Annotated in this window: 20 protein-coding genes; 9 read left to right on the top strand and 11 right to left on the bottom strand. The window is 60.5% G+C overall.

Annotated elements, in window-relative coordinates:
• Positions 1 to 20 precede the first annotated feature (20 nt).
• The 5 genes from LVY75_25770 to dnaG form a co-directional block, all read right to left on the bottom strand.
• Entirely contained in the window at positions 21 to 1,208 is a 1,188-nt protein-coding gene (locus tag LVY75_25770) for a glycine C-acetyltransferase (protein ID XAZ22199.1), read from the bottom strand.
• Between the two features lie 67 nt (positions 1,209 to 1,275).
• Complete coding sequence (locus LVY75_25775) at positions 1,276 to 2,004, bottom strand: class I SAM-dependent methyltransferase (protein XAZ22200.1); 729 nt, start codon at positions 2,002 to 2,004, stop codon at positions 1,276 to 1,278.
• A 61-nt stretch (positions 2,005 to 2,065) separates the two neighbouring features.
• Positions 2,066 to 2,527 (bottom strand): cupin domain-containing protein, encoded by a 462-nt coding sequence (locus LVY75_25780; GenBank protein XAZ22201.1) that lies wholly within the window; start codon positions 2,525 to 2,527, stop codon positions 2,066 to 2,068.
• A gap of 75 nt (positions 2,528 to 2,602) precedes the next feature.
• On the bottom strand, positions 2,603 to 4,468 hold the full coding sequence (gene recQ / locus LVY75_25785) for a DNA helicase RecQ (GenBank protein XAZ22202.1): 1,866 nt from the start codon (positions 4,466 to 4,468) through the stop codon (positions 2,603 to 2,605).
• The gene (gene dnaG / locus LVY75_25790; protein XAZ22203.1) at positions 4,468 to 6,444 is read right to left on the bottom strand and encodes a DNA primase; all 1,977 of its coding nucleotides are present in this window, start codon (positions 6,442 to 6,444) and stop codon (positions 4,468 to 4,470) included. Before dnaG ends, recQ begins: the two co-directional genes overlap by 1 nt.
• A 666-nt stretch (positions 6,445 to 7,110) precedes the next feature.
• Here dnaG and LVY75_25795 point away from each other — a divergent pair.
• Positions 7,111 to 8,007 carry a hypothetical protein gene (locus LVY75_25795; protein ID XAZ22204.1) on the top strand — a complete coding sequence of 299 codons (897 nt, stop codon included), beginning with the start codon at positions 7,111 to 7,113 and terminating at the stop codon, positions 8,005 to 8,007.
• On the opposite strand, the gene LVY75_25800 is transcribed toward LVY75_25795, so the two are convergent.
• Entirely contained in the window at positions 7,988 to 8,440 is a 453-nt protein-coding gene (locus LVY75_25800; protein ID XAZ22205.1) for a GatB/YqeY domain-containing protein, read from the bottom strand. The two genes, LVY75_25795 and LVY75_25800, sit on opposite strands and share 20 nt — an antisense overlap.
• Positions 8,441 to 8,808: 368 nt before the next feature.
• On the opposite strand from LVY75_25800, the gene carA reads away from it, so the two are divergent.
• Complete coding sequence (gene carA / locus LVY75_25805; protein XAZ22206.1) at positions 8,809 to 10,014, top strand: glutamine-hydrolyzing carbamoyl-phosphate synthase small subunit; 1,206 nt, start codon at positions 8,809 to 8,811, stop codon at positions 10,012 to 10,014.
• Between the two features lie 115 nt (positions 10,015 to 10,129).
• Positions 10,130 to 10,450: an antibiotic biosynthesis monooxygenase gene (locus LVY75_25810; protein ID XAZ22207.1), complete on the top strand. Its 321-nt coding sequence runs from the start codon at positions 10,130 to 10,132 to the stop codon at positions 10,448 to 10,450.
• A 22-nt stretch (positions 10,451 to 10,472) separates the two neighbouring features.
• On the opposite strand, the gene LVY75_25815 is transcribed toward LVY75_25810, so the two are convergent.
• From LVY75_25815 to LVY75_25825, 3 genes are all read right to left on the bottom strand, one after another.
• Positions 10,473 to 11,876, bottom strand: a complete 1,404-nt coding sequence (locus LVY75_25815) for an MATE family efflux transporter (GenBank protein XAZ22208.1) — start codon at positions 11,874 to 11,876, stop codon at positions 10,473 to 10,475.
• 140 nt (positions 11,877 to 12,016) lie between these two features.
• A complete protein-coding gene (locus LVY75_25820) occupies positions 12,017 to 13,264 on the bottom strand; it encodes a TCR/Tet family MFS transporter (GenBank protein XAZ22209.1) in 1,248 nt (415 codons plus the stop codon).
• Between the two features lie 134 nt (positions 13,265 to 13,398).
• Positions 13,399 to 14,304, bottom strand: coding sequence for a LysR family transcriptional regulator (locus LVY75_25825; GenBank protein ID XAZ22210.1), 906 nt, complete (start codon positions 14,302 to 14,304; stop codon positions 13,399 to 13,401).
• Positions 14,305 to 14,415: 111 nt separating this feature from the next.
• Here LVY75_25825 and LVY75_25830 point away from each other — a divergent pair, with 111 nt between their 5' ends.
• Positions 14,416 to 15,408 carry an aldo/keto reductase gene (locus LVY75_25830; GenBank protein XAZ22211.1) on the top strand — a complete coding sequence of 331 codons (993 nt, stop codon included), beginning with the start codon at positions 14,416 to 14,418 and terminating at the stop codon, positions 15,406 to 15,408.
• 52 nt (positions 15,409 to 15,460) lie between these two features.
• Here the strand turns inward: LVY75_25830 and LVY75_25835 are convergent, their stop codons facing one another.
• A complete protein-coding gene (locus LVY75_25835) occupies positions 15,461 to 16,384 on the bottom strand; it encodes a zinc metallopeptidase (GenBank protein ID XAZ22212.1) in 924 nt (307 codons plus the stop codon).
• Positions 16,385 to 16,468: 84 nt separating this feature from the next.
• Positions 16,469 to 16,957 (bottom strand): DUF2306 domain-containing protein, encoded by a 489-nt coding sequence (locus LVY75_25840; GenBank protein XAZ22213.1) that lies wholly within the window; start codon positions 16,955 to 16,957, stop codon positions 16,469 to 16,471.
• Positions 16,958 to 17,042: 85 nt separating this feature from the next.
• Here LVY75_25840 and LVY75_25845 point away from each other — a divergent pair, with 85 nt between their 5' ends.
• The 5 genes from LVY75_25845 to LVY75_25865 all read left to right on the top strand — a co-directional run bounded on the left by LVY75_25845 (position 17,043) and on the right by LVY75_25865 (position 24,471).
• The gene (locus LVY75_25845; GenBank protein XAZ22214.1) at positions 17,043 to 17,813 is read left to right on the top strand and encodes a LytTR family DNA-binding domain-containing protein; all 771 of its coding nucleotides are present in this window, start codon (positions 17,043 to 17,045) and stop codon (positions 17,811 to 17,813) included.
• Between the two features lie 77 nt (positions 17,814 to 17,890).
• Positions 17,891 to 18,919, top strand: coding sequence for a zinc-dependent alcohol dehydrogenase family protein (locus LVY75_25850; GenBank protein ID XAZ22215.1), 1,029 nt, complete (start codon positions 17,891 to 17,893; stop codon positions 18,917 to 18,919).
• Positions 18,920 to 19,091: 172 nt separating this feature from the next.
• A complete protein-coding gene (gene carB, locus LVY75_25855) occupies positions 19,092 to 22,577 on the top strand; it encodes a carbamoyl-phosphate synthase large subunit (protein ID XAZ22216.1) in 3,486 nt (1,161 codons plus the stop codon).
• 152 nt (positions 22,578 to 22,729) lie between these two features.
• Entirely contained in the window at positions 22,730 to 23,191 is a 462-nt protein-coding gene (locus LVY75_25860) for a hypothetical protein (GenBank protein ID XAZ22217.1), read from the top strand.
• Between the two features lie 89 nt (positions 23,192 to 23,280).
• Entirely contained in the window at positions 23,281 to 24,471 is a 1,191-nt protein-coding gene (locus LVY75_25865) for a DUF2235 domain-containing protein (protein XAZ22218.1), read from the top strand.
• Positions 24,472 to 24,478: the final 7 nt, after the last annotated feature.

Genomic DNA, 24,478 nt, shown 5'->3' on the forward strand with positions numbered 1-24,478 from the left:
TCTTTTTCTCCTCAAGGCTCTCAGATAACACCGAGTTCGCGGCCGGTTTCGGCAAAGGCCGCAATCACCCGCTCGACATCCGCCTTCGAATGCGCCGCCGACATCTGCGTGCGGATACGCGCCTGCCCCTTCGGCACGACCGGGAAGGAGAAGCCGATCACATAGACGCCCTTCTTCAGCATGAGCGCTGCCATATCCTGTGCGAGTTTCGCATCTCCCAACATGACCGGGATGATCGGATGCCCCTCGCCGGCAAGCGTGAAGCCGAGTTTGGTCATTTCGGTGCGAAACAGCGCTGCATTGGCAGAGAGCCGCTCACGCAGCGCATCGCCATTGTCGATGAGGTCGAAGACTTTGAGCGAGGCCGCCGCGATAACAGGCGCCAGCGTGTTGGAGAATAGATAGGGGCGCGAGCGCTGCCGCAGCCACTCGACAATCTCGGCTTTGGCCGACGTATAACCGCCCGATGCACCGCCAAGCGCCTTGCCGAGCGTACCCGTGATGATATCGACACGGCCTTCGACGCCACAATATTCCGGCGAGCCACGACCATGCTTACCGACGAAGCCTACGGCGTGGCTGTCATCCACCATGACCATCGCACCATATTTTTCGGCGAGATCGCAGACGCCCTGCAGGTTGGCGATGATGCCATCCATCGAGAAGACACCATCGGTCGCAATCATCTTGAAGCGGCTGCCTTCGGCCTTCTTCAGTTCTTCTTCCAGAGCCGCCATGTCATTGTTGGCGTAACGGAACCGCTTGGCCTTGGAGAGACGCACGCCATCGATGATCGAGGCATGGTTCAATGCATCGGAAATGATCGCGTCCTCTTCACCGAGTAACGTCTCGAACAGGCCGCCGTTGGCGTCGAAACAGGAGGAATAGAGGATCGTGTCTTCCATGCCGAGGAAGGAGGAAATGCGCGCCTCGAGTTCTTTATGCTCTTCCTGCGTTCCGCAGATGAAGCGAACCGAGGCCATGCCGTAGCCATAGTGGTCGAGCGCCTTCTTGCCGGCTTCCGCGAGCTCCTCATTATCGGCGAGGCCGAGATAGTTGTTGGCGCAGAAATTCAGCACCCGCTCGCCCGAGGCAATGGCGATCTCGCCGGCCTGCTTGGAGGTGATGACACGTTCGGACTTGTAGAGGCCAGCATCCTTCAGCGCAGCCAGTTCGCCGCGCAGATGCGAGAGGAAATTCGAGGTCATTGAGAGCCCTTCTCTTGATGTTTCCCGTCTAAGCGTCGGTTAGCACATCGCCACCGGCTTGTCTTGTTCAACGCTCGGCCACGACAAGCAGAAACATCGGCCGGTCGAGTTCTTCCACCCATTCCGGATGCTCGGCCAGATCCTGCTCGCTCGGCGCCCATTCCTCGACATGGCGAATGGTGAAACCCGAAGATATCAGCGTATTGAGCGTGGTGCCGAGACGACGGTGCTGCTTGACGACACCCTTGGCGAGCCAATCCGTCGTGCGGCTTCCTTCGATAGCATAGCTGTCCAGCGGCCATATGCGCTGCCCATTGGCATCCGTGCTCCAGCCGGCATTGCGCGGCGCCATGAAGATCGGATGCTCGATCGTAAAGACGAAACGTGAACCGGGAACGAGCGCCCGATAAACCGTGGCGACAAGCCGCTCGAAATTTTTGACATAGTGAAAGGCGAGCGAACTATGCGCGAAATCGAATGAGGTTTCCGGCAGTTCCAGCTCTTCGAGATCACCGATCCCATAGGTGATCGCCTCATCATGCGTATCCGCCCTCGCGCGGCCGATCATGTTCTCGGATATGTCGAGGCCGAGGACGCTTGCAGCACCCACCGAGCGGGCATAGCGCGCAAACCAGCCGAAGCCACAGCCGAGATCGACAACGCGTTTCCCTGCGAGCTCCGGCAATTGAGTGCGGACCGCCGGCCATTCGGCGGCGCCCTCCAACCCCTCGATCGAGCGGCGCATGGTGCTATATCCGGCGAAGAACTCCGCCGTATCATAGATATTCTGGCTCATGATAATCCTCCGGACGGTACTTATAGGATACCACCCATCATGATCTCAAGGATCGGGCATCTTAAGGATCAGGACCGTCGCCGATCTCAACGAGGCCGAACCTGTTCTGGATCGGCAAGATCGCTTCAGGGGTCGCCGCACCAGCCCGTTCGAGCTCAACGAAGAAATGCTCGAACCCACCAGGCGTGACGAAGCCCATCATCCGGCCCATGCCATCGCTGACATTGCGCCAATGATGCGGAACATTCGGCGGCAGCACGACGACGGAGCCGACGGGCGCCTCGATCATCTCGTTGCCGCACCAGAAACGGTAGTTCCCTTCGATGACGCGAAAAACCTCCGTCTCCCGTGTGTGCATATGCCGCGACGGGCCGGTGCCTGGTGCCGAAAAGGTCTCCCATATGCCGTAAGCACCGGCGGTTTCCTCCGCCGTTGCATGAATGAACACCTGCCCACCATGCGGATGTCTGGCAATCCGCTCGCGCCCGGGCAGTGATGCGACTGCTCTGTTGAAATGTGCCATTGAAGTTCCCCCAAACTCTGAAACGACCCTAGCAGAGATCCGTGCAGATTGCAGCGGAAGGTACGTGCAACCGGACTATTCGTCGTGGGAGAGAATAATATCGAGGAAGGCGTCGCCGTAGCGCTCGAGCTTCGACTGGCCGACACCGGAAATGCCAAGCAACTCCTTGCGGCTGCGCGGCCGCTCGGTGGCAAAGGCAATCAGCGTCGTATCCGGGAAGACGACATAGGGCGGCACGCCGAGCGACTTGGCAATCGACATACGCTCGGTTCTCAGCGCTTCGAAGAGCGAACCATCCGCCCCCGAAAGCCCGGTCCTGCGCTCCGCGCGCTCGGTTTTCTTTGCTCTTCGCTCCGAGGGAGCGCGGTCCTTGCGGAAAAAGACTTCGCGCTCGCGTTTGAAAACGGCCCCCGCCTCGGGTTCGAGTTTCAGGGCGCCGAAGGCTTCATGATCGACGCGGATCAGCCCCATCGCCATCAGCTGGCGATAGACCGATTGCCAGGTACGAACAGCAATGTCCTTGCCTGCGCCGAAAACCGGCATATCGACATGGCGGAAGCGTTCCGTCTTCTCGTTGACGTTGCCGACAAGCACATCGATGACATGGCCGGCGCCGAAACGCTCGCCGGTGCGGTAGATCGCCGCCAGCGCCTTGATCGCCGCTTCCGTCCCATCCCAGGTCTCGACCGGCTTCAGGCAAGTATCGCAGCCGCCGCATTTGCCGCCATGCGCTTCGCCGAAATGCGCCAGGATTGCCTGCCGCCGGCAGGAGGCCGTCTCGCAGATCGCCAGCAGCGCATTCAGCTTGCCGCGTTCGATGCGCTTGATCTCGTCGGCCGCGCTACCCTCGTCGATCATCCGCCGGCGCTGGATCACATCGGCCATGCCATAGGCCATCCACACCTCGGACGGCAGGCCGTCACGCCCGGCGCGGCCCGTCTCCTGATAATAGGCCTCGACCGAGCCCGGCAGATCGAGATGGGCGACATAACGCACGTTCGGCTTGTCGATGCCCATGCCGAAGGCGACGGTCGCAACCAGGCAGAGCTCTTCTTCCTTCAGAAACGCATCCTGGTTGGCATCGCGCAGCGCCCGATCCATGCCGGCATGATAGGGCCGCGCCCGGATACCTTGCGTGTTCAGCCAGTCCGCCGTCTCCTCCACCTTGGCTCGCGACAGGCAATAGACGATACCGCTATTGCCCTTGTGGCCGGAGAGAAAGCGCAGGAGCTGCTGGCGCGGCTGGTCCCGCTCGACGATTTCATAGGAGATATTCGGTCGGTCGAAGCTTGTGGTGAAGACCGCGGCATTATCGAGCATCAGCCGCTCGATAATGTCTTCCCGCGTATGCGGATCGGCCGTCGCCGTCAGCGCAATACGCGGGACGCCTGGATATTGCTCGGCGAGCTTGCCGAGTTCGCGATATTCCGGCCGGAAATCATGACCCCATTGCGAAACGCAATGGGCCTCATCGATGGCAAAGAGCGCAATCTTCGCGCTACCGATCAGTTCGCGGAACCCATCCATGAGGATGCGCTCGGGCGTGACATAGAGCAGGTCAAGATCACCGGAGGAAATACCGCGACGGATGGCGACATATTCTTCACGCGAAATGGAGGAGTTCAGCGCCGCGGCCCGAATGCCGAGCTGCTTCATCGCCTCCACCTGATCGCGCATCAGCGCAATCAGCGGCGAAACGACGATGCCGAGACCCGCGCGGCAAAGCGCCGGGATCTGGAAGCAGAGCGATTTGCCCGCACCTGTCGGAAAGAGCACAACCGCATCGCCGCCAGCAACGACATGCTCCACCACTTCCTGCTGCCTGCCACGAAAGGCCGAATAGCCATAAACGCGCTTCAGCACGTCGAGCGGCTTGGCCGCACTTGAAAACAGCGCATCGGATGCGGAGAAGGATGTTTCGCTTTGCTCGGCCTGCGACATCAGTGGCTCGCAGCGCCCTTGACGCGGCCCGAGAGCACACCGAAACCGTCGATGATGGCTTCCTGGTTTTCCAGCCGCAACGCCTCATAATGCACTTCCTGCGAGGCGCGCATCAGGCGGTCTATCTCGGAATCATCCCCAGCTTCGGTCGCCTGGGCAATGTCGCGCTCCAGCTCGATCTTCTGCCAGCGCAGATCCTTGGCGCGCTTGTGGAACGCAAGCGCCTGGCGGTAACCCTCGCGCGCGTCTTCCATCGCTGCCTCCTCCGTTGCCGTCCAGAGCCGGGCATTGCGCACCTGCTGGTCGAGGTTTTTCAGGAGCGGCGCAAAACCCGCAACGTCGAGGCATTCCAGGAGATAGTCGCGCGTCAAATGCGGCCCGGCAACGACGGCGGCCGCGCCCAGCATCGCCGACCACAGCTTCTGAAGCTCGCGATTGTCGTAGTCGATGGCGGCAATCTCGTCGTAGTCGTCGAGCATCAGCGACGGATGATTGATCACGGTCAGCGCGAGCACGCATTCTCTCAGCGCCGCATTGTCCTGATGGCCGCGCACGAGGCCCGAGCGGGTCAGGCGATCCGATGCAGCAACGGGGGTACGAGGCCCTGCAGGAGCACTGCCCTTCTGTCCACGGAAATTGCCGCCGCCGAAATTGCGCCGTTCGCCGCCTCCGCGATTCTGGAACTGCGGCTGGAAGAAGCTGTTCAGCCGGTCGCGCATGTCCTGCTGGTAGTGGCGGCGCACATTCTCGTCGGCAATCACCGCGACGAGCTGTCTCAGCCGCGCTTCCAGCTCGGCGCGCGCTTCCGGAGTATCGAACTTTCCGCTGCGGGCTTCACGATCCCAGAGCATTTCCGAGAGCGGCTTGGCCTGCGCCATGACCTTGTCGAACGGGGCCCTGCCCTCGTGCTTGACGAGATCGTCCGGATCCTTGCCATCGGGCAGCAGGGCAAAACGCACGCTGCGTCCGGGTTTCAGGTGCGGCAACGCCAGATCGGCAGCGCGGTTGGCCGCACGAATGCCGGCGCCGTCGCCATCGAAGCAGAGCACCGGCTGCGACGTCATCTTCCAGAGCAGATCGAGCTGGTTTTCGGTCAGCGCCGTGCCGAGCGGCGCGACGGCGTTTTCGACGCCTGCCTGATGCAGCGCGATAACGTCCATATAGCCTTCGACGGCAATGATCGTGCCTTCGCCATTCGCGCCCTGCATCGAGCGGCGCGCCCGCGCGAAATTGTAGAGCACGTTGCCCTTGTGGAAGAGCTCGGTCTCATTGGAATTGAGATATTTCGCCGGCGCATCCGGCGACATGGCGCGCCCGCCGAAGGCGATGACCTTTTCGCGCGAAGACAGGATCGGGAACATGATGCGGTCGCGGAACCGGTCATAGGAAACAGGCACGTTCTCGTGCACGACAAGGCCGCAAGCCTCGATCTGCTCCTTGCTGACACCCTTGCCGGCCAGGAATTCCTTCAGCGCATTGCGGCTGTCAGGCGCAAAACCGAGCCGGAATGTCTCGATCGTACGCCCCGTCAGGCCGCGATCGCGCAGATAGGCGCGAGCACGGGCGCCATTGGCCGTCTGCAACTGATCCTGAAAGAACTGCGTTGCCATTTCCATGACATCGAGAAGCGAGGTGCGCTCCTTCTCCCGCCTTTCCATCTGCGGATCGGCAACCGGCATCGGCACGCCGGCCATATCGGCAATCGTCTGCACCGCCTCGGGAAAACTCTGGCCCTCGAGCTCGGTGAGGAATCGGAAATGATCGCCGGTAACGCCGCAGCCGAAGCAATGGTAGCGGCCCTTGCGATCTTCGCAATGGAAGCTCGGCGATTTCTCGCCATGGAACGGACAGCAGGCCCAATAGTCGCCACGCGACACATTGGTCTTGCGCTTGTCCCAGCTCACACGCCGCGCAATCACGTTCGAAATGGGAACGCGGTCGCGGATATCGTCCAGGAAGGTGGGGGAAAAGCGCATCTCTACCTCTTGCAGAACATCCATATAAGCAGCTTTGCCGCGCCGCGCCACGAAACTTCTGCCGTAAATCCCGCTTTTCACAGGGCGCGAGAGATTGTCACAAATGCCTGCCAATGCCACTCAACAACCTGTTATCGGACCCTCACAGGGGGTGCGACATTTTTGACATTTTCCAAGTCGGGAGAGGTCGCCGATATCAATTTTGCCGAAAGCTGTAACAACAAAATAACAGTTAGAAACAATATGTTAAAAGAAACATTGCGGGATTGAACAGGCTTTCTCGGCATGCGTGGCCTAACCACATTGTCGCGTCCGGAAAGGCCGAATCCAGGATTATTATATTTTTGTAATTTGAATAAGCCGGGGGCTGGCCATAAGTTCGATCTCAACAAAGCGATCCCCAAGCGAGGCACCATCCCTACCCCCGGCGCCGCCTCGCAAGGGTGCCTTTGCAAATACCCGCCGGCTTGGGTTTCGACCCTGCGTCGCTGACGGAAGCAAAGAGCAAGAAGGCAGGAGCGCCCCCAGCTCCTGCCTTCTTTATTTTGGGCTTATGCGCTGCAGCTTTTATTGAGCTTTACCTTACCAATTAACCCCTGAAATACAAAAGCATTGACACTTCCAATAGGCGTGGCAAATGAATGCGCGGAAATCCTGGACAGCGCTATGGCCTACACCGCAGAAAATCTTGCAGCCAACGATAATTTTCTTGCTGCAATTCTTCATTGTGCCAATGAAATGCTCGCGATTTATCGCGACAGCCCGCGTATTGCGTCGATATTCGCAGCACAGCAGCGCTGGCTGATGGCGCATACAGGTTTTGCTCTCTACTACGGCTATCCTGGTGATGAGAAGCGCGGCCTCTATTCCGGCCGCTTCATCGATTTTGTCATGCAGAACAAGATCGCCAGCCGCAACACGGCAGCCGCCTTCGTGCAGGAAATGCTGGCCTACCGTTTTCTGCGCCCCATTCCGGGCGATGACAAACGCACCCGCTTTCTTGAGCCGACGGAAACGGCGGAGCACCATTTCACCAAATGGCTGGTCGCCCACCTGATGATTCTGGATAGCCTGGATGGCGGCAGCCGCGCAGAAAATCTGACGGCCGATCCCACGTTGATCGCCCGCCTGCAGCCGCTCATCGCCAAGAAGATCATCGAAACCGAAGCTGTGCGCGATCCGGGCGCTACCTTCAATCTCTTCAACTGGGCCAATTCCGGCGGCCTCGTGATGGATTATCTGATATCGCGCCTGCCAGGCTTTCCGCGTTCTGCCGACCGCATCATCGTCGGTCCGGTGTCGCTGCGCGAGATTCGCGACCAGTTCATGATTTCCAACACGCATCTGAAACGCCTGCTCACACAGGCCGCCGAGATGGGAAGCGTGGGCTGGACCGAGCCGCCGAGAAAGGGCGATTTCTGGCTCTCGCGCGGTTTCGTACTCGAATATTGGAACTATCAGGCGGCGAAATTTGCCATCATCGATTCTGCCGCCGAAGCCGTGCTTGGGCCTGCAGTCGAAGAACAACCGCAGGCAAGACGTCTTACTTCAAGAGCTCTTTGACCGTACCGGAAGCCTTGGCGAAATCCATCTGGCCCGCATAGCGCTCCTTCAGAGCAGCCATGATCTTGCCCATGTCCTTCGGCCCTTCAGCGCCGACTTCCTTGATGATGGCGGCGATATTGGCACGCACCTGATCGTCGGAAAGCTGCTTCGGCATGAAATCCTGGATAACGACAATTTCTGCGCGCTCCTTGGCTGCAAGCTCGGGACGGGCGTTCTCTTCGTAAATCTTCGCCGACTCATCGCGCTGCTTCACCATCTTGGCGAGGATCTGCAGCACTTCGTCATCGCCCGCCTCTTCCTTGCCGATGCCACGATTGGCGATGTCGCGATCCTTGATCGCGGCCTGGATGAGGCGGATGGTGCCGAGACGGTCCATCTGCTTCGCCTTCATGGCTTCCTTGAGCTGGGTGGCGAGTTGATCGCGCAGCATATCTTTACTCCTTCTGAAGCACCGGGCCGAAAAGTGTGAGAGAGCTTTTCCGATAGGCCGATGCTTGAACAAAAACTTCAAGCGGCGAATCCGTTTCCCGGCCCGCCGCTCTGGAATGGCGCTTTCATAAACCACGTCGATGTGTGGGATCAAATAAATTGCGAGAATCCCGGCAATATCGGCAGGAAAAGTGCCGCAATCTGCAGTACAAAGATTGACCTAGGCAGAGAGCGTGGCTATCTACCGCCACCTGCACCAAAATTCGTGATCAGGCGTCAAACGCGGCCAAAGCCGCGCGCCTGCACCTGCGAGATCAAATGGCCGGCTCGCGTTGCCAGAACGCCAAGCCCGCCGGAAACGGGATGAAGATGACCGCGACAGCACCCTGGACAACCGAAAAGCCGACCGCCCTGCTCGTTCTTGCCGACGGCACCGTCATCGAAGGCAAGGGTATCGGCGCAACCGGCAAGATCCAGGCGGAGGCCGTCTTCAACACGGCACTGACCGGCTACGAGGAAATCCTCACCGACCCCTCCTATCTCGGCCAGATCGTCACCTTCACCTTCCCGCATATCGGCAATATCGGCACCAATGACGAAGATATCGAAGACCTGACGCCGGCAGCACGCCATGGCGCGGTCGGCGTCATCTTCAAGGCCGATATCACCGAACCTTCGAATTACCGCGCGGCAAAGCATCTCGATTCCTGGCTGAAAGCCCGCGGCATCATCGGCCTTTGCGGCATCGACACCCGCGCACTGACCGCCTGGATCCGCGAAAACGGCTCGCCCAACGCCGTCATCGCTCACGAGCCCTCCGGCAATTTCGACGTCGAAGCGCTGAAGGCAGAGGCCAAGGCCTGGAGCGGCCTCGAAGGCCTCGACCTCGCCAAAATCGCTTCGTCTGGCCAGTCCTCGCAGTGGTCGCAGACCCCCTGGGTTTGGGACGAGGGCTATGGCGAACTCGGCGCTGCCGACACGAAGTACCATGTCGTCTGCCTGGATTACGGCGTGAAGCGCAATATCCTGCGCCTCTTCGCCGGTCTCGATTGCAAGGTCACCGTCATGCCGGCAACGACGAGCGCCGAGGACGTGCTTGCCCTGCAGCCCGACGGCATCTTCCTGTCGAATGGCCCCGGCGATCCGGCAGCTACAGGCGAATATGCCGTTCCCGTCATCAAGGATCTGATCAAGACCGATATCCCCGTCTTCGGCATCTGCCTCGGCCACCAGATGCTGGGCCTTGCGCTCGGTGCCAAGACCGAGAAGATGCACCAGGGCCACCACGGCGCGAACCATCCGGTCAAGGATCACACGACCGGCAAGGTCGAGATCGTCTCCATGAACCACGGCTTTGCAGTCGACACGAAGTCGCTGCCCGAAGGTGTTGAAGAGACTCACGTATCGCTGTTCGACGGCACCAATTGCGGGTTGCGCGTCCTCGGCAAGTCGGTCTTCTCCGTCCAGCACCACCCGGAAGCCTCTCCCGGCCCGCAGGACAGCCACTACCTCTTCCGCCGCTTCGTCAACATGGTGCGCGAGAAGAAGGGCGAACCGGCACTCGCCGAACGCTGACATCAGATCAAGGCCCGCACAATGCGGGCCTTTTTCTTTGCCCGCGTATTGACCTCAACTTAACTTGAGGAATTACAGAACTGCCTGCAACACATCATATGCAGGAGAAGACTGGATGAGCGGAGCTTTCTACAGGATAGACAAATTCATCGTGCCGGCTGCGGCGCGCGAAGAATTTCTCGTCAATGTGATGATGACCCATAAGGTGCTGGAGGCACAGGACGGCTTCATCAATCATACGGTGCTGGAACAGATTGCCGGTCCCGGCGAATTCAATTTCGTGACTGTTGCCGAATGGGAAAGCGCCGATGTCGTCGAACGCGTTCGGGCAGTCATTGCCGCAGCCCACAAGGCGGCCAATTTCGATCCTCAGGAAATGTTCGCGCGGCTCGGAATTCGCGCCGATATCGCCAGCTACAAACCGGTTGCGGCCTGACAGCTGAGATATGACGGCCGGCTTAAGCCCCGGCCGTCGCGCCCTCGCGGCGTACGAGAATATAGAAGCGGGCGCAGAGCATGGCGGCAGCGGCCGCCAGCCCGACGAGAAAGCCATACCAGATTCCAAGCCCGCCGAAGCCGAGCGGGAAGGCAAAGGCCCAGGCGAGGAAAAAGCCGATCGGCCAATAGGCGATCAGCGCCATGACCATCGGCACGCGCGCATCCTTCAGCCCACGCAGCAGTCCGCTGGCGATTGCCTGCAGGCCATCGACGAACTGGAAGAGACCGGCAACGACGATCAGCGGGCCGGCATAAGCCAGCACCTCGGGTGCCTCCGGCAGGCTGACATCAAGGAAGAGCCGCGCCAGAACCTGGGGTATGGCCGCAAAGATGATGCTGCCGATGATGGACGCGGCGGCGGCAATGATGAGCACTGTGATAGCCGCCCGCACCAGCCCGGCATGATCGCCCTGCCCGTGCGCAACGCCGACACGAACGGTTGCTGCCTGGCCGAGGCCGAGCGGGATCATGAAGGCCATCGAAGCCCATTGCAGGGCGATACCATGCGCGGCAAGTTCGATCGTACCGATACGGCCCATCAGCAGCGAGGCTGCCGTGAAGAGGCTGACTTCGGCCAGGATGGTGATGCTGATCGGCAGACCGAGGCGAACGACCTCGAAGAAGGCATGCCAGTCCGGCTTCCAGAAGCGCACGAAGATCTCGTAGCGGCGCGTCTCTTCCCTGCCCTGCACATAGGAGAGGATGAAGAGGAAGCCCGCCGTCTGCACCACGACGGACACGATTGCGGCCCCCTCCAGCCCCATGACCGGAAAGCCGAAATGGCCGAGCACGAGGATATAGGCGCCGATCGCATTCAGCACCAGCATGGCGATGGTGACGTTGAGGATGACGCCGGCCTTGCCGATGGCGCTGACGAGGGCACGCATGACGTTGTAGAGCAGCCCCGGCAGCACGCCGAGCTGGCCGATGATGATATAACCGTGGGCAAGCTTCGCCACTTCAGGCTCCTGCCCGAAATAGCGCAGGATCCTCTCGGAATTATAGAAGGCAGGCTGCATCAGCAGCCAGTAGCAGATGACGACCCAGATGCCCATGCGCAGCGACCGGCGCACGGTCACGACATCGCCGCGGCCATAGGCCTGGGCCACCATCGGGATAACGGCAATCGCAAAGCCCGAACCGAAAATCAGGATCGTGAACAGGAACTGCGCAGAAAGCACCATGGCGGCAAGATGCTCGGCTCCGAGCTGACCGACGATCATTACGTCGGTCATGCCGATGCCGAACTGCGCGAGCTGGGCGCCGATCAGCGGCACGCCGAGCATCAGCGTGGCGCGAAAATGCGCAGACCAACGGTTGTCCTTTGCAGGCGCGACGGCGCGCACATCGATCGGCGTGTCCATGACACTGTTCCTGAGATTGAATTATTGAGAGCCGCAGTGCGGCAAAATATCACGCTGGCTTAAAGCAAGGCAGCGCAAAGAACTACCCCAAAACAAGCAGATGCTGAAAAATTCATCACAGCTTCATTGTTTTTGATGGATCATTCCGCCGCGTTGAAGGCTTGTGCCGGCGCTTTCGCTATCCTCACACGCGTCAGAAATACAACCGCCGCAACCATGATGAAGAAAGCGGCCAGCAGATAAGGCGCACCGGCAAAGGTGATCGGCGCATCCGGCTTGGTGAAATAGCCGAACATCTGCGTGAAGATCAGCGGGCCGATGATCGTCGTGATGCTGCTGATACTCGTGAGCGCGCCCTGCAACTCTCCTTGTGCCGATGGCGGCACCTTGCCGGCGGCGATGCTGCGCAACGGCGGGTCGGCGACATTCTCCATGACGGTCAATACGATCACCGTGTAGACGACCCAGCCCTCCCAGGCGAAAGCGTAGCCCGAAAGCGCCGCCATCGAGAAGCAGAGGCCGAGAACCGCCGTCTTCCATTCGCCGAGAACGGGCACGACACGCGGCAGGACAAGCCCCATGACGACAGCCGCACCGATGCCGTAGATGCCGAGCGACAGGCCGATCTGCCCTTCGCTCCAGCCATAGCGGAAGGTCGAGACGAAGGGCCAGACCGAGGGATAGACGGCATGGGCGAGGAAGAACAGGAACATCACGAGGCAAACCCAGCCGATCCCGGGATAGTGCCGCATCTGCCGCAAAGCGCCGAGCGGGTTTGCGCGCTTCCACTCGAAGGTACGGCGGTTCTTCGCTTCGAGCGTTTCCGGCAGCAGGAAACAGGCGGCAACGAAATTGACGAAGGAAAGCGCGGCCGCACCATAGAATGGCACGCGCGGCCCGAACTCGCCGAGGAAACCGCCGATGACGGGACCGACAGTGAAACCGACACCGAAGGCGATACCGATCAGGCCGAAATTCTTGGCGCGGTTCTCTTCATTGCTGATGTCGGCAATATAGGCCGAGCAGGTGGCGAAGCTGCCGCCGCTGATGCCGGCGAGCACACGGCCGACGAAGAGCATCCAGTAACTGGTGGCGATGGCGCAGATGAAATTGTCGAACGCGAAGGTCAGCACCGAGAGCAGCAGGATCGGCCGTCGCCCGAAACGGTCGCTCAGGTTTCCGAGCAGCGGCGCAAACAGGAACTGCATCAGCGAATAGATCAGCATCAGCCAGCCGCCGTCGACGGCTGCATCGCTGACCGTGCCGCCCGTCAGTTCCTCCAGATAGACAGGCAGGACCGGCATGATGATCGCGATGCCGATAACATCCAGAAAGAGAATGATGAAGACCAGGAAAAGGCCGCGGCGAACGAATTTCGGATCAAGCATAAGACATCTCTACAGCCGATATTTTCTGGAAAGACGATCTCGTCGCCGAATATATGACATAGCCGATTGAATTGAGCGAAACAATCCGTGAACATTTCAATGTTTTTGATGGAGAATCCGCCAAAACAGATCATTCACGCGCTTTTTCGCTGCTCCACCCGCACGAAGTCCACAAAGGCCCGCAATGGCGCGGGCATGTGGCGGCGGCTCGGATAGTAGAGAAACGGGCCGGAAAATTCGCTGTCCCACTCACTCAGGATCCGCACCAGCCGGCCTTCCGCAATCCTCGGCGCGAGCAGTTCTTCAAAGGTGCGGATGACACCAAGACCTGCAAGCGCGGCCTCGATTTCCATCTCCACGGCATTGGCGATGACGGGACCGGACGGCGCGATCACGAGCGTTTCGTCACCCCTTTCGAATTCCCAGGCAAGCGAAGCGCCGCTGATGAAGCGATGGCGAATGCAGCTATGTTCCAGCAGATCCCGTGGATGCTGCGGTGTGCCCCGCCTTTCCAGGTAAGCGGGAGCGACCGCCGTCACATAGCGCTGCCGGCGCGGACCGATCGGCACGGCAATCATGTCCCGTTCCAGCCGCTCGTCATAGCGAATGCCGGCATCGAAGCCGGCGGCCAGCACGTCGATGAATGTATCTTCGCCAATGATTTCCAGGGTGATCTGTGGGTAGAGCGTCAGAAACCGGGCGGCGAGTTCCGCCATGAAAAGTTTGACGACAATACTCGGCACGTTGAGCCTGAGCGTGCCCGCCGGACTATCGCGAAAACTGTCGAGCTGACCGAGCGCGGCAGCCACTTCCGAAAGCGCCGGAGAGAGCTTCTCAAGCAATCGCTGGCCCGCCGCCGTCGGCGTGACGGAACGCGTCGTGCGATTGAGAAGCCTGACGCCGAGCCGCTCTTCGAGGCGTCGCAGAGAATCGCTCAGCGACGATGCGGAAACCCCGCGCTTGCGGGCTGCGGAGCGGAAGCTGCGCTCTCTTGCAATCGCGGCAAAGGCATCCAGATCACTGAGGGGAAGATCATCCATTGTGCATTTTTCCGTACGGCCCGTTCGATACCATCCGGATTATCGCACAAACATGGCTGCTATAAAACGGCATCCGAAGACGCCATCGGGGCGTCGCTGAAGGAGAAGAAGATGCAGACCTATCGTTTGGGAAAAACCGGTCCTGATGTTTCGGCCATCGGTCTCGGCTGCATGGGCATGTCGGGCATGTACGGCCCGTCCGACCGTGCCGAAAGCATAGCAACCATCCACGCAGCACTCGATGCCGGCGTCAATCTGCTCGACACAGGCGATTTCTATGGCATGGGCCATAATGAGATGCTGATTGGGGAAGCGCTCAAGGGCCGCAAGCGCGAAGACGCCGTCATCAGCGTCAAGTTCGGCGCCTTGCGCGATCCCTCCAGCGGCTGGAATGGCTACGACGCCCGCCCGATCGCCGTGAAGAACTTCCTTGCCTATACGCTGCAGCGCCTGGGCGTCGACTATATCGATATCTACCGCCCTGCCCGCCTCGATCCCAACGTGGCGATCGAGGACACGGTGGGTGCCATCTCCGATCTCATCAAGGCCGGCTACGTCCGCCATGTCGGCCTCTCCGAAGTCGGCGCCGATACGATCCGCCGGGCTGCGGCCGTCGCACCGATTGCCGACCTGCAGATCGAATATTCGCTGATCTCCCGCGACATCGAGGATGAGATCCTGCCTGCTACCCGCGAGCTCGGCATCTCCATCACCGCTTATGGCGTGCTCTCGCGCGGCCTCATCAGCGGCCACTGGCAGAAAGGCCAGCAGGGTGCAGGTGACTTCCGCGCCGTCAGCCCGCGCTTCCAGGAAGGCAATATCGATGAAAATCTCGCTCTGGTCGAGGAACTGAGAAAGATCGCCACCCTCAAGGGCGCCTCGGTTGCGCAGGTGGCAATCGCCTGGGTGGCGGCGCAGGGCACGGATATCGTGCCGGTGGTCGGCGCCCGCCGCCGCGACCGGCTGACGGAAGCACTCGGTTCGCGTGCCGTCGAGCTCACCAAGGATGATCTCTCCGCCATCGAACGCGCCGTACCGAAGGGGGCTGCCAAGGGCGCCCGCTACCCGGAGGCCCAGCTCAAGCATATGGACAGCGAAAAGTAAGCTGCCCGGCGTACCGGCACCCCGCCTGGAGGCAGGGTGCCGGATATTCCGCTCAAATCGGGTTGGAGAAAGTATCGCAGGCCGAAAGCTGCCCGCTGTCGAAGCCCCGCTTGAACCAGCGCACGCGCTGCGCCGACGTGCCGTGGTTGAAGCTCTCCGGCACGACATAGCCCTGCGAACGCTTCTGCAGCGTATCGTCGCCGATCTGCTGCGCAGCGTTCAAGGCCTCTTCGAGATCGCCGGCATCGAGAATGCCCTTCTGCTGTGTGAACTTGCCCCAGATGCCGGCAAAGCAATCCGCCTGCAGCTCGACGCGGACCGACATCTTGTTCGCATCCGCCTCGCTCATGCTCTGGCGTGCCTGATTGAATTTCGGCAGGATGCCGAGCAGGTTCTGCACATGATGGCCGACCTCGTGGGCGATCACATAGGCCTCCGCAAAATCGCCTGAAGCGCCGAACTGATCGGAAAGCTGCTGGAAGAAGGCAGTGTCCAGATAGACTTTATGATCGCCGGGGCAATAGAACGGACCGGTCGCAGCCGATGCGAAACCACAGGCCGATTGCGTCTGGCCGGAGAAGAGAACAAGCCGCGGCTCTTCGTAATCCTTGCCCTGCGACTGGAAAATGCCATGCCATGTATCTTCGGTTTCGGCGAGAACCGTGCGCACGAAGGCGGTCATCTCGTCATTGGCAGGCGCCTGCGGAGACGATTGGCTTTGCTCGTAACCGGGACCTCCGACCGAACCGCCGCCATCCATCACCTGCATCAGGTCGATACCCATCGCCTTGAAGATCAGGTAGATGACGACGAGAAAGATGATCGTGCCGATGCTGAGCCCGCCACCGCGACGGCCAACCCCGCCGCCCGACGGAAAACTGAAACCGCCACCGCGGCCAAAGGGATTGCCGCCACCGGACGGATCGCTGCGGCGATCCTCGATATTGTCGGATTGACGCCGGCCTTTCCATTCCATCTTCGATCTCCCCGGCTATGCATTGAAGCATGCTCTTAGGAGTCAGTTATATATCCGGTGCGAGAACGAATTCCAGCCGCCTCCTTACGCCGCCCGGCTGCGGCGCGGCGCGAACCGGATGGCACCGACGACCGCAACGGCGACCAGCACGAGCACCGCTACCGCCATCCAGCTGTCGCCGGAAAAGGCGACGGCATTCATCAACCGGCCCGGCAGCAGAGTGGCAAGGCCGGCAACGACGATGCCGCCGAAATACATGCCCGATACGACCCGGCGATGCGTACGGATATCGTGCCGCCGTGCAGCCAGAATAGCCCGCCAGCTTCCAGCAAGCACCGCGATGGAAAGAAGGTGGATCGGGCTGAAGCCATGGAACAGATTGATCCTGTGGATGAAGAAGCTCGAGAGCGCCGTGATGACCATCAGCGCCATCCAGACCTTGCCGAGCAGCCGGTGCCTTGGCGTGCCCTTCGGCCGGGCCAGCAGATAGGCGCCAAGGATTGCTGCCGGCACGACGGCAAGGACGTGGATCTGAATGGCAAGGGGCGCATTGAACAGTGGCTCGAGGGTCATGGTCGGCTCCGGTTGAAATCGCCCCCTGTTTCCGGCATGACTGCGTTCCTCTCAACAAAGATGGCGTAAACGGCGAGGAAACTTCGTGGATCACCCGTCCTTGCAATCCACGCTTCGCGAATTGCAGGTTTTCTGGCGCTCTCCGCGCTTCTGGGGAACCTTCCTCGCCGTCGTTTTGATCTTCGCGGTGACCGGCCCCTACGGCACGATGGAAAGCATGCCGGCCGGCAAGCGCTTCGCCTATTGGCTGATCCTGCACGCTGCCGCATGGTCGATCGCGATCCTGTTTTCGGTGCTTGCCGATACTCTGCTGCGCAAGGTGCTGGATCGCATGTTCTGGCGCATGATGATCGGCTCGCTGGTCGCAGCCTTGCCGATCGGCTTTGCGATCGGTCTCGTCGACTACATTTTCAGCGGCGATCCGGTCCTGCTGGAAAGCAGCCTCTACAGGGCCTTCTTCGCGCTGCCGCTCTGCGCCCTCTTCTGCTTCCTGACCTATCTCACCATGCATCGCCAGATCGAACAGGCAAAGGCGGAAATATCCTCATCAACCTCGATCCTCGATCGGTTGAAGCCGCAGAATCGCGGCGCCCTGCTGCGTCTATCCGTGCAGGATCACTACACCGAGGTCGTTACCAGCCGCGGTCGCGAGCTGGTGCTGCTGCGTTTTTCCGACGCGCTGCGCGAGATCGGCGGGACACCAGGCCTCCAGGTGCATAGGTCACATTGGGTGGCCGACGCTCATGTTGAAGCCCTGAAACGCGATAACGGCAAGATCCTGATCCTCACGCGCGACGGCACGCAGATTCCCGTCAGCCGGAGTTTTGCCGAGGAAGCCCGCCGGCGCTTCGGCTGAAGAAATGCCGGCAACTGCTTGACGCGACTCCTGCTTTCCCGCTTCCTCATGATGAGGAGACCTGGAGGAGAATGCCGATGAAAGCCGTGCGCCTGGAAGCGACCGGAAAGCTGTTCCTGCGCGAGGTCGAAAGGCCCGTTCCCGGACCGGATGACCTGCTGGTGCGCGTCGAAGCCTGCGGCATCTGCGGCACCGACCGACATCTTTTCCTCGGCGAGTTCCCCTCCCATCCACCGGTGACCCTTGGCCACGAATTCGCCGGCATCATCGAAGCGGTCGGCTCCGAGGTCAGCGGTTTCCGCCCCGGTATGCGCGTAACGGGTGATCCCAATATCGCCTGCGGTCGCTGCGAAGAATGCCACAACGGCCGGGTCAATCTCTGCCGGAACCTGCAGGCGATCGGCATCCACAAAGACGGCGGTTTTGCCGACTATGTCATCCTGCCGCAGAAACAGGCCTTCGCCCTTCCGCCTGGTCTCGATCCACTGCACGGCGCCTTTTGCGAGCCGCTCGCCTGCTGCCTCCACGGCGTCGATCTCGCCAATATTAAGACCGGCGCTTCCGTCATCGTGCTCGGCGGCGGTGTAATCGGCCTTCTCACCGTCCAGCTTGCCCGGCTCGCCGGCGCGACGCATGTCCTCCTCGTCACCCGAAATTCAGATAAACGGACGCTCGCTGAAACACTTGGCGCAACGGCCACCTTCGATCCATCGTGGAAGGATCCAATCAGCGGCATTACCGGCGAAGGCGGATTGCTGCCAGGCGGTGCCGACGTCGTCTTCGAATGCGCTGGCGTGCCGGAAACCATGATGCAGGCGCCGAAGCTCGCAAGGCGTGGCGGCACGGCCCTCATCCTCGGCGTCATGCCGCAAGGCGCAAAGATCGAGGTCGAGCCCTTCGATCTGCTGTTCCGCGAGGTGAGCCTCGTCACTTCCTTCCTCAACCCTTTCACACACGGGCGTGCGGCCGATCTTATCGCGTCGGGCGCAATCAGGGTCGAGCAGCTGATTTCGCGTCGGATCACGCTGGAACAGGCGCCCGAAGCGATCGCCAATCCGGCGCTCGGCGGCGAGATTCGCGCGCTCGTCGTGCCCGGTCAGCAATAGGCTTCCAAAGGGCGGTCCGGATTCCTGTCGATTCCTTGATTTATGGGGTTCCGTTTGCAAAAACATTTGCCTATAAGCCGCTTCTAGCCTGAAAAGACCCTCAATGCGCGACCCGACCCGGTGACCTCCCACCCTGGCCGGCTTTTTGCGCAGCTAGAAATGGATATCGCCCATGCCGAAGCGCCAAGACATCAAATCGATTCTCATCATCGGCGCAGGACCGATCGTGATTGGCCAGGCTTGCGAATTCGACTATTCCGGCACCCAGGCCTGCAAGGCGCTGAAGGAGGAAGGCTACCGCGTCATCCTCGTCAACTCCAACCCGGCCACGATCATGACCGACCCGGGGCTCGCCGATGCAACCTATGTCGAGCCGATCACGCCTGAAGTCGTCGCCAAGATCATCGCCAAGGAACGCCCCGACGCGCTGCTGCCGACCATGGGCGGCCAGACGGCGCTGAACACCGCGCTCTCGCTGAAGCGCATGGGCGTGCTCGACCGCTATAATGTCGAGATGATCGGCGCCAAGCCCGCCGCCATCGACATGGCCGAGGACCGCGCGCTGTTCCGCGAGGCGATGGCCCGCATCGGCCTTGAAACACCGCGCTCGATGCTGGCAAACGCCACCGACATCAAGGACGCCGATCGCAAGACCCATGAAGCCGAGCGCACCAAGCTGCGCGAAAGCCTCTCCGGCGCCGATCTCGACAAGGCGCTCGACGAACTGGAAAACCAGTGGAACCTCGGCGAGAGCGACCGCAAGCAGCGCTACATGAGCCATGCGATGGCGATTGCCGCCCAGGCGATCGACCATGTCGGCCTGCCGGCCATCATCCGCCCGTCCTTCACCCTCGGCGGCACTGGCGGCGGCATTGCCTATAACCGCTCTGAATTCTTCGAAATCGTCGGCAGCGGCCTCGATGCTTCGCCGACCACCGAAGTGCTGGTCGAAGAATCCGTCCTCGGCTGGAAGGAGTATGAGATGGAGGTCGTCCGCGACAAGGCGGACAACTGCATCATCATCTGCTCGATCGAGAACATCGACCCGATGGGCGTCCATACCGGCGATTCGATCACCGTCGCCCCGGCGCTGACGCTGACGGACAAGGAATACCAGATCATGCGCAACGCTTCGATTGCGGTGCTGCGCGAGATCGGCGTCGAGACCGGCGGCTCGAACGTGCAGTTCGCCGTCAATCCGAAGGACGGCCGCCTCGTCGTCATCGAAATGAACCCGCGCGTATCGCGCTCCTCGGCGCTCGCCTCCAAGGCTACTGGGTTCCCGATTGCCAAGATCGCCGCCAAGCTCGCCATCGGCTATACGCTCGATGAACTCGAAAACGACATCACCGGCGGCGCGACCCCTGCCTCGTTCGAACCGTCGATCGACTATGTCGTCACCAAGATCCCGCGTTTCGCCTTCGAGAAATTCCCAGGCGCTTCCCCGGTTCTGACCACAGCCATGAAGTCCGTCGGCGAAGTCATGGCGATCGGCCGTACTTTTGCAGAATCGCTGCAGAAGGCGCTGCGCGGCCTCGAAACCGGTCTGACCGGCCTCGACGAAATCGAGATCCCCGATGCCGAAGAAGGCGAATCCAGCCTGAACGCCATCCGCGCCGCGATCGGCACGCCGACGCCGGATCGCCTGCGCATGGTCGCCCAGGCGCTGCGCATGGGCCTCACCATCGAAGAGGTTCACGAAGGCTGCAAAATCGACCCATGGTTCATCGCCCAGCTGAAGAACATCGTCGACATGGAAGCCCGCATCCGCGAGCATGGCCTGCCGACCGACGAGACCAACCTTCGCATGCTGAAGGCCATGGGCTTCTCAGATGCCCGCCTCGCGACGCTGACCGGCAAGCGCCCGAAGGAAGTGGCAGAGCTGCGCAACTCGCTGAACGTCCGCCCGGTCTTCAAGCGCATCGACACCTGCGCTGCCGAATTCGCCTCGCCGACCGCCTACATGTACTCGACCTATGAGACGCCCTTCGTCGGCGCTGCGCGCTCCGAGGCGCTGGTCTCCGACCGCAAGAAGGTCGTCATCCTCGGCGGCGGTCCGAACCGTATCGGCCAGGGCATCGAATTCGACTATTGCTGCTGCCATGCCGCCTTCGCGCTGAAGGATTCCGGCTATGAAGCGATCATGATCAACTGCAACCCGGAAACGGTCTCGACCGACTACGATACCTCCGATCGCCTCTATTTCGAGCCGCTGACGGCCGAAGACGTGATCGAAATCCTGCGCGCCGAGCAGGAAAAGGGCGAAGTCGTCGGCGTCATCGTCCAGTTCGGCGGCCAGACCCCGCTCAAGCTTGCCGAAGCACTCGAAAAGAACGGCATCCCGATCCTCGGCACCGCGCCCGACATGATCGACCTTGCCGAAGACCGCGACCGCTTCCAGAAGCTTCTGATGAAGCTCGACCTCAACCAGCCGAACAACGGCATCGCCTATTCCGTCGAACAGGCCCGCCTGGTCGCTGCCGAAATCGGCTTCCCGCTGGTCGTTCGCCCGTCCTACGTGCTCGGCGGCCGCGCCATGCAGATCATCCATGCCGAGAGCCAGCTGCAGAGCTACCTGCTCGATACGGTTCCGGAACTGGTGCCTGAGGATATCAAGGCGCGCTACCCGAACGACAAGACCGGCCAGATCAACACGCTGCTCGGCAAGAACCCGCTCCTCTTCGACAGCTACTTGACGAACGCCATCGAAGTCGACGTCGATTGCCTCTCCGACGGCACCGACGTTTATGTCGCCGGCATCATGGAACATATCGAAGAAGCCGGGATCCACTCCGGCGATAGCGCCTGCTCGCTGCCGCCACGCACATTGTCTCGCGAGATGCTCGATGAGCTGGAGCGCCAGGCCAAGGCCATGGCGAAGGCGCTGAACGTCGGCGGCCTGATGAACGTGCAGTTCGCCATCAAGGACGACACCGTCTACGTACTCGAAGTCAACCCGCGCGCCTCCCGTACCGTGCCCTTTGTCGCCAAGACCATCGGCGCGCCGATCGCCAAGATCGCCGCCCGCGTCATGGCCGGCGAGAAGCTCGATGCGACCTTCGCCGCCTATGGCGAGAAGCCGGATCCCCGCGCGCTGAAGCACATTGCCGTCAAGGAAGCCGTCTTCCCCTTCGCCCGCTTCCCGGGCGTCGATACGCTGCTCGGTCCGGAAATGCGCTCGACCGGCGAAGTCATCGGCCTCGACAGCGATTTCGCGCTGGCCTTTGCCAAGTCGCAGCTCGGCGCCGGCGTCGAACTGCCACGTGAAGGCACGGTCTTCGTATCCGTGCGCGATGCCGACAAACCGCGCGTTCTCCCCGCGATCCGCATCCTTGTTGAACAAGGCTTCAAGGTGCTGGCAACCGGCGGCACGGCCCGTTTCCTTGCTGAAAATGGCATCGAGGCGACGAAGATCAACAAGGTTCTGGAAGGCCGCCCGCATATCGAGGACGCCATCCGCAACCGCCAGGTCCAACTCGTCATCAACACGACCGACGGCAACAAGGCGATCTCGGATTCGAAGTCGCTCCGCCGCGCCACGCTGATGCAGAAGGTGCCTTACTACACGACGATGGCCGGCGCCGAAGCCGCCGCCCAGGCGATCAAGGCGCTCAAGGCTGGAAATCTCGAAGTCCGCCCGCTGCAGAGCTACTTCTGATAATACCGTGAAGAGGCATCGCCTCTTCGCATTCATCTTCATCCATCGCCCGGAATACGGCCCGGAACTTGGTATCTTCGAAGCGGTTCCAATTCCAAAGCCAAGCCAAATGGCCTAGGAGTTGATACGCCGCTTAAATCGGATGGCCGAAAATGACTGAATATCCGTTCGATATTGATTACCCTTGGGTCGCGACCGACAAGGATGGCTTCCTTGCCACCTTTTTTACCGGCGGCGCTGGAGCAATTCCCCTGGCCGCGCTCCCAAACATGCATGCTGCATCCAGTGATTTGGAGGCAGCATTTTTACAGCTGCCTGTCGTCTCCGAAGTCAACCTGCTGGTAAGTTATCCGCGGCCTGATGACTTCGTAGCAACGGCAGAGCGAGGGCTTTTCGCCTACGATTGGGCAGATGTTCATCGGATAAAGCGCGATTACTCCGGGAAATACGAAAAGGTAGCAGCGCCTCAAAAACCCATTCGGATTGGAGATTTGCAGCCCTTTTTACAGGTCTTGGCGCGTCGCGCTATGATCAACCTCTCGTTTTTGAGTGCTGACGCAATAAGTATCGAAGACAATTTCAAACCTGACGAATTCATCGCTACCAATTCCTAGACATTGATAGCGTTCGCAATCTGCGACCCCAAATTGCAGACATGCGAACTTGATGTTAGCCTGCTCCCGAGCTGTATCGGGGGAGCAGCATGTCGAAGAACATCGTCATCCTGTTCGACGGCACGTCGAACGAGATATCCGCAGACCGCACCAACATTCTCCGGCTGTTCGGAACGCTGAAGCGCTCCGACGAGCAGATCGTCTATTACGACCCCGGGGTCGGCACGCTTGGCGCGGCAGATGCCTGGTTGCCCCTCTACCGCAAGTCCATTGAGGTCTGGGGCCTTGCCACCGGATGGGGTCTCGATGAGAACGTCAAAGGTGCCTACCGTTTCCTCGTCGAAAATTATGATGCCGGCATGCCCGATGATCACGGCGGCCATCCCGACAGGGACCGCATCTATATTTTCGGTTTCAGCCGCGGCGCCTATACGGCCCGGGTTCTCGCAGGTTTCATCCATGCCTTCGGGCTCTGCAGCAGATATCACCTGAACCTGCTCGACTACGCTTACAGAACCTATAAGGGCATTCCCGAACAGGAACAGCACGCAGATGGCGGAGATCCTTCATCTGCCTTCAAGAGCATGCGGCTCTATGAGCGCATGCTGCGCAACGATCGTCCGCCGATCAAGCTGCTCGGGCTGTTCGATACCGTTGCCTCGGTCATCGAAAAGGGCAAAGGGCGAATCCAGTTCAAGACGCACCCCTTCACCAGAAAGAACCCCAGTGTCGAATATGTGCGTCACGCCATGGCAATCGACGAACGACGAACGATGTTCCAGCCGGAATTGTGGACGCCGGATCAGGATTATCGCGGCAATCCTTTCAAGTCCGCAACCGCAAAGCAGGACTTCAAGGAAGTCTGGTTTGCCGGTGTCCATGGCGATATCGGCGGCGGCTATCCGGAGGCTGAAAGCGCTCAGATCAAGATACCGCTCGAGTGGATGATCCGGGAAACCGGGCCTGCGGGCCTGCTTTACGTTTCGCGCACGGTCAACAATATCGTCCTTGGCAGGAGCGACAACAGCTATGTCGAACTCAACGCCGCCGCACCGCTGCACGACTCGATGAGTGCGGGCTGGAAACTGCTCGAATATATTCCTCGGCGAGTCCCTGAAAACTCCTGGCGCAAACATGGCAACAGAGGAGGCATTTATCTGCCCCTCGAGGACCGGCGATTCATCCCCGATCGCGCAAACCTGCATGAATCCGTGAGAGTGCGCATGGTGACCGGATACAATCCGCTCAACCTGCCGAAGGATCCGGTCTTCGTTCCCTGAATCGAAT

Source organism: Sinorhizobium sp. B11 (assembly GCA_039725955.1).
Classification (GTDB): Bacteria; Pseudomonadota; Alphaproteobacteria; order Rhizobiales; family Rhizobiaceae; genus Rhizobium.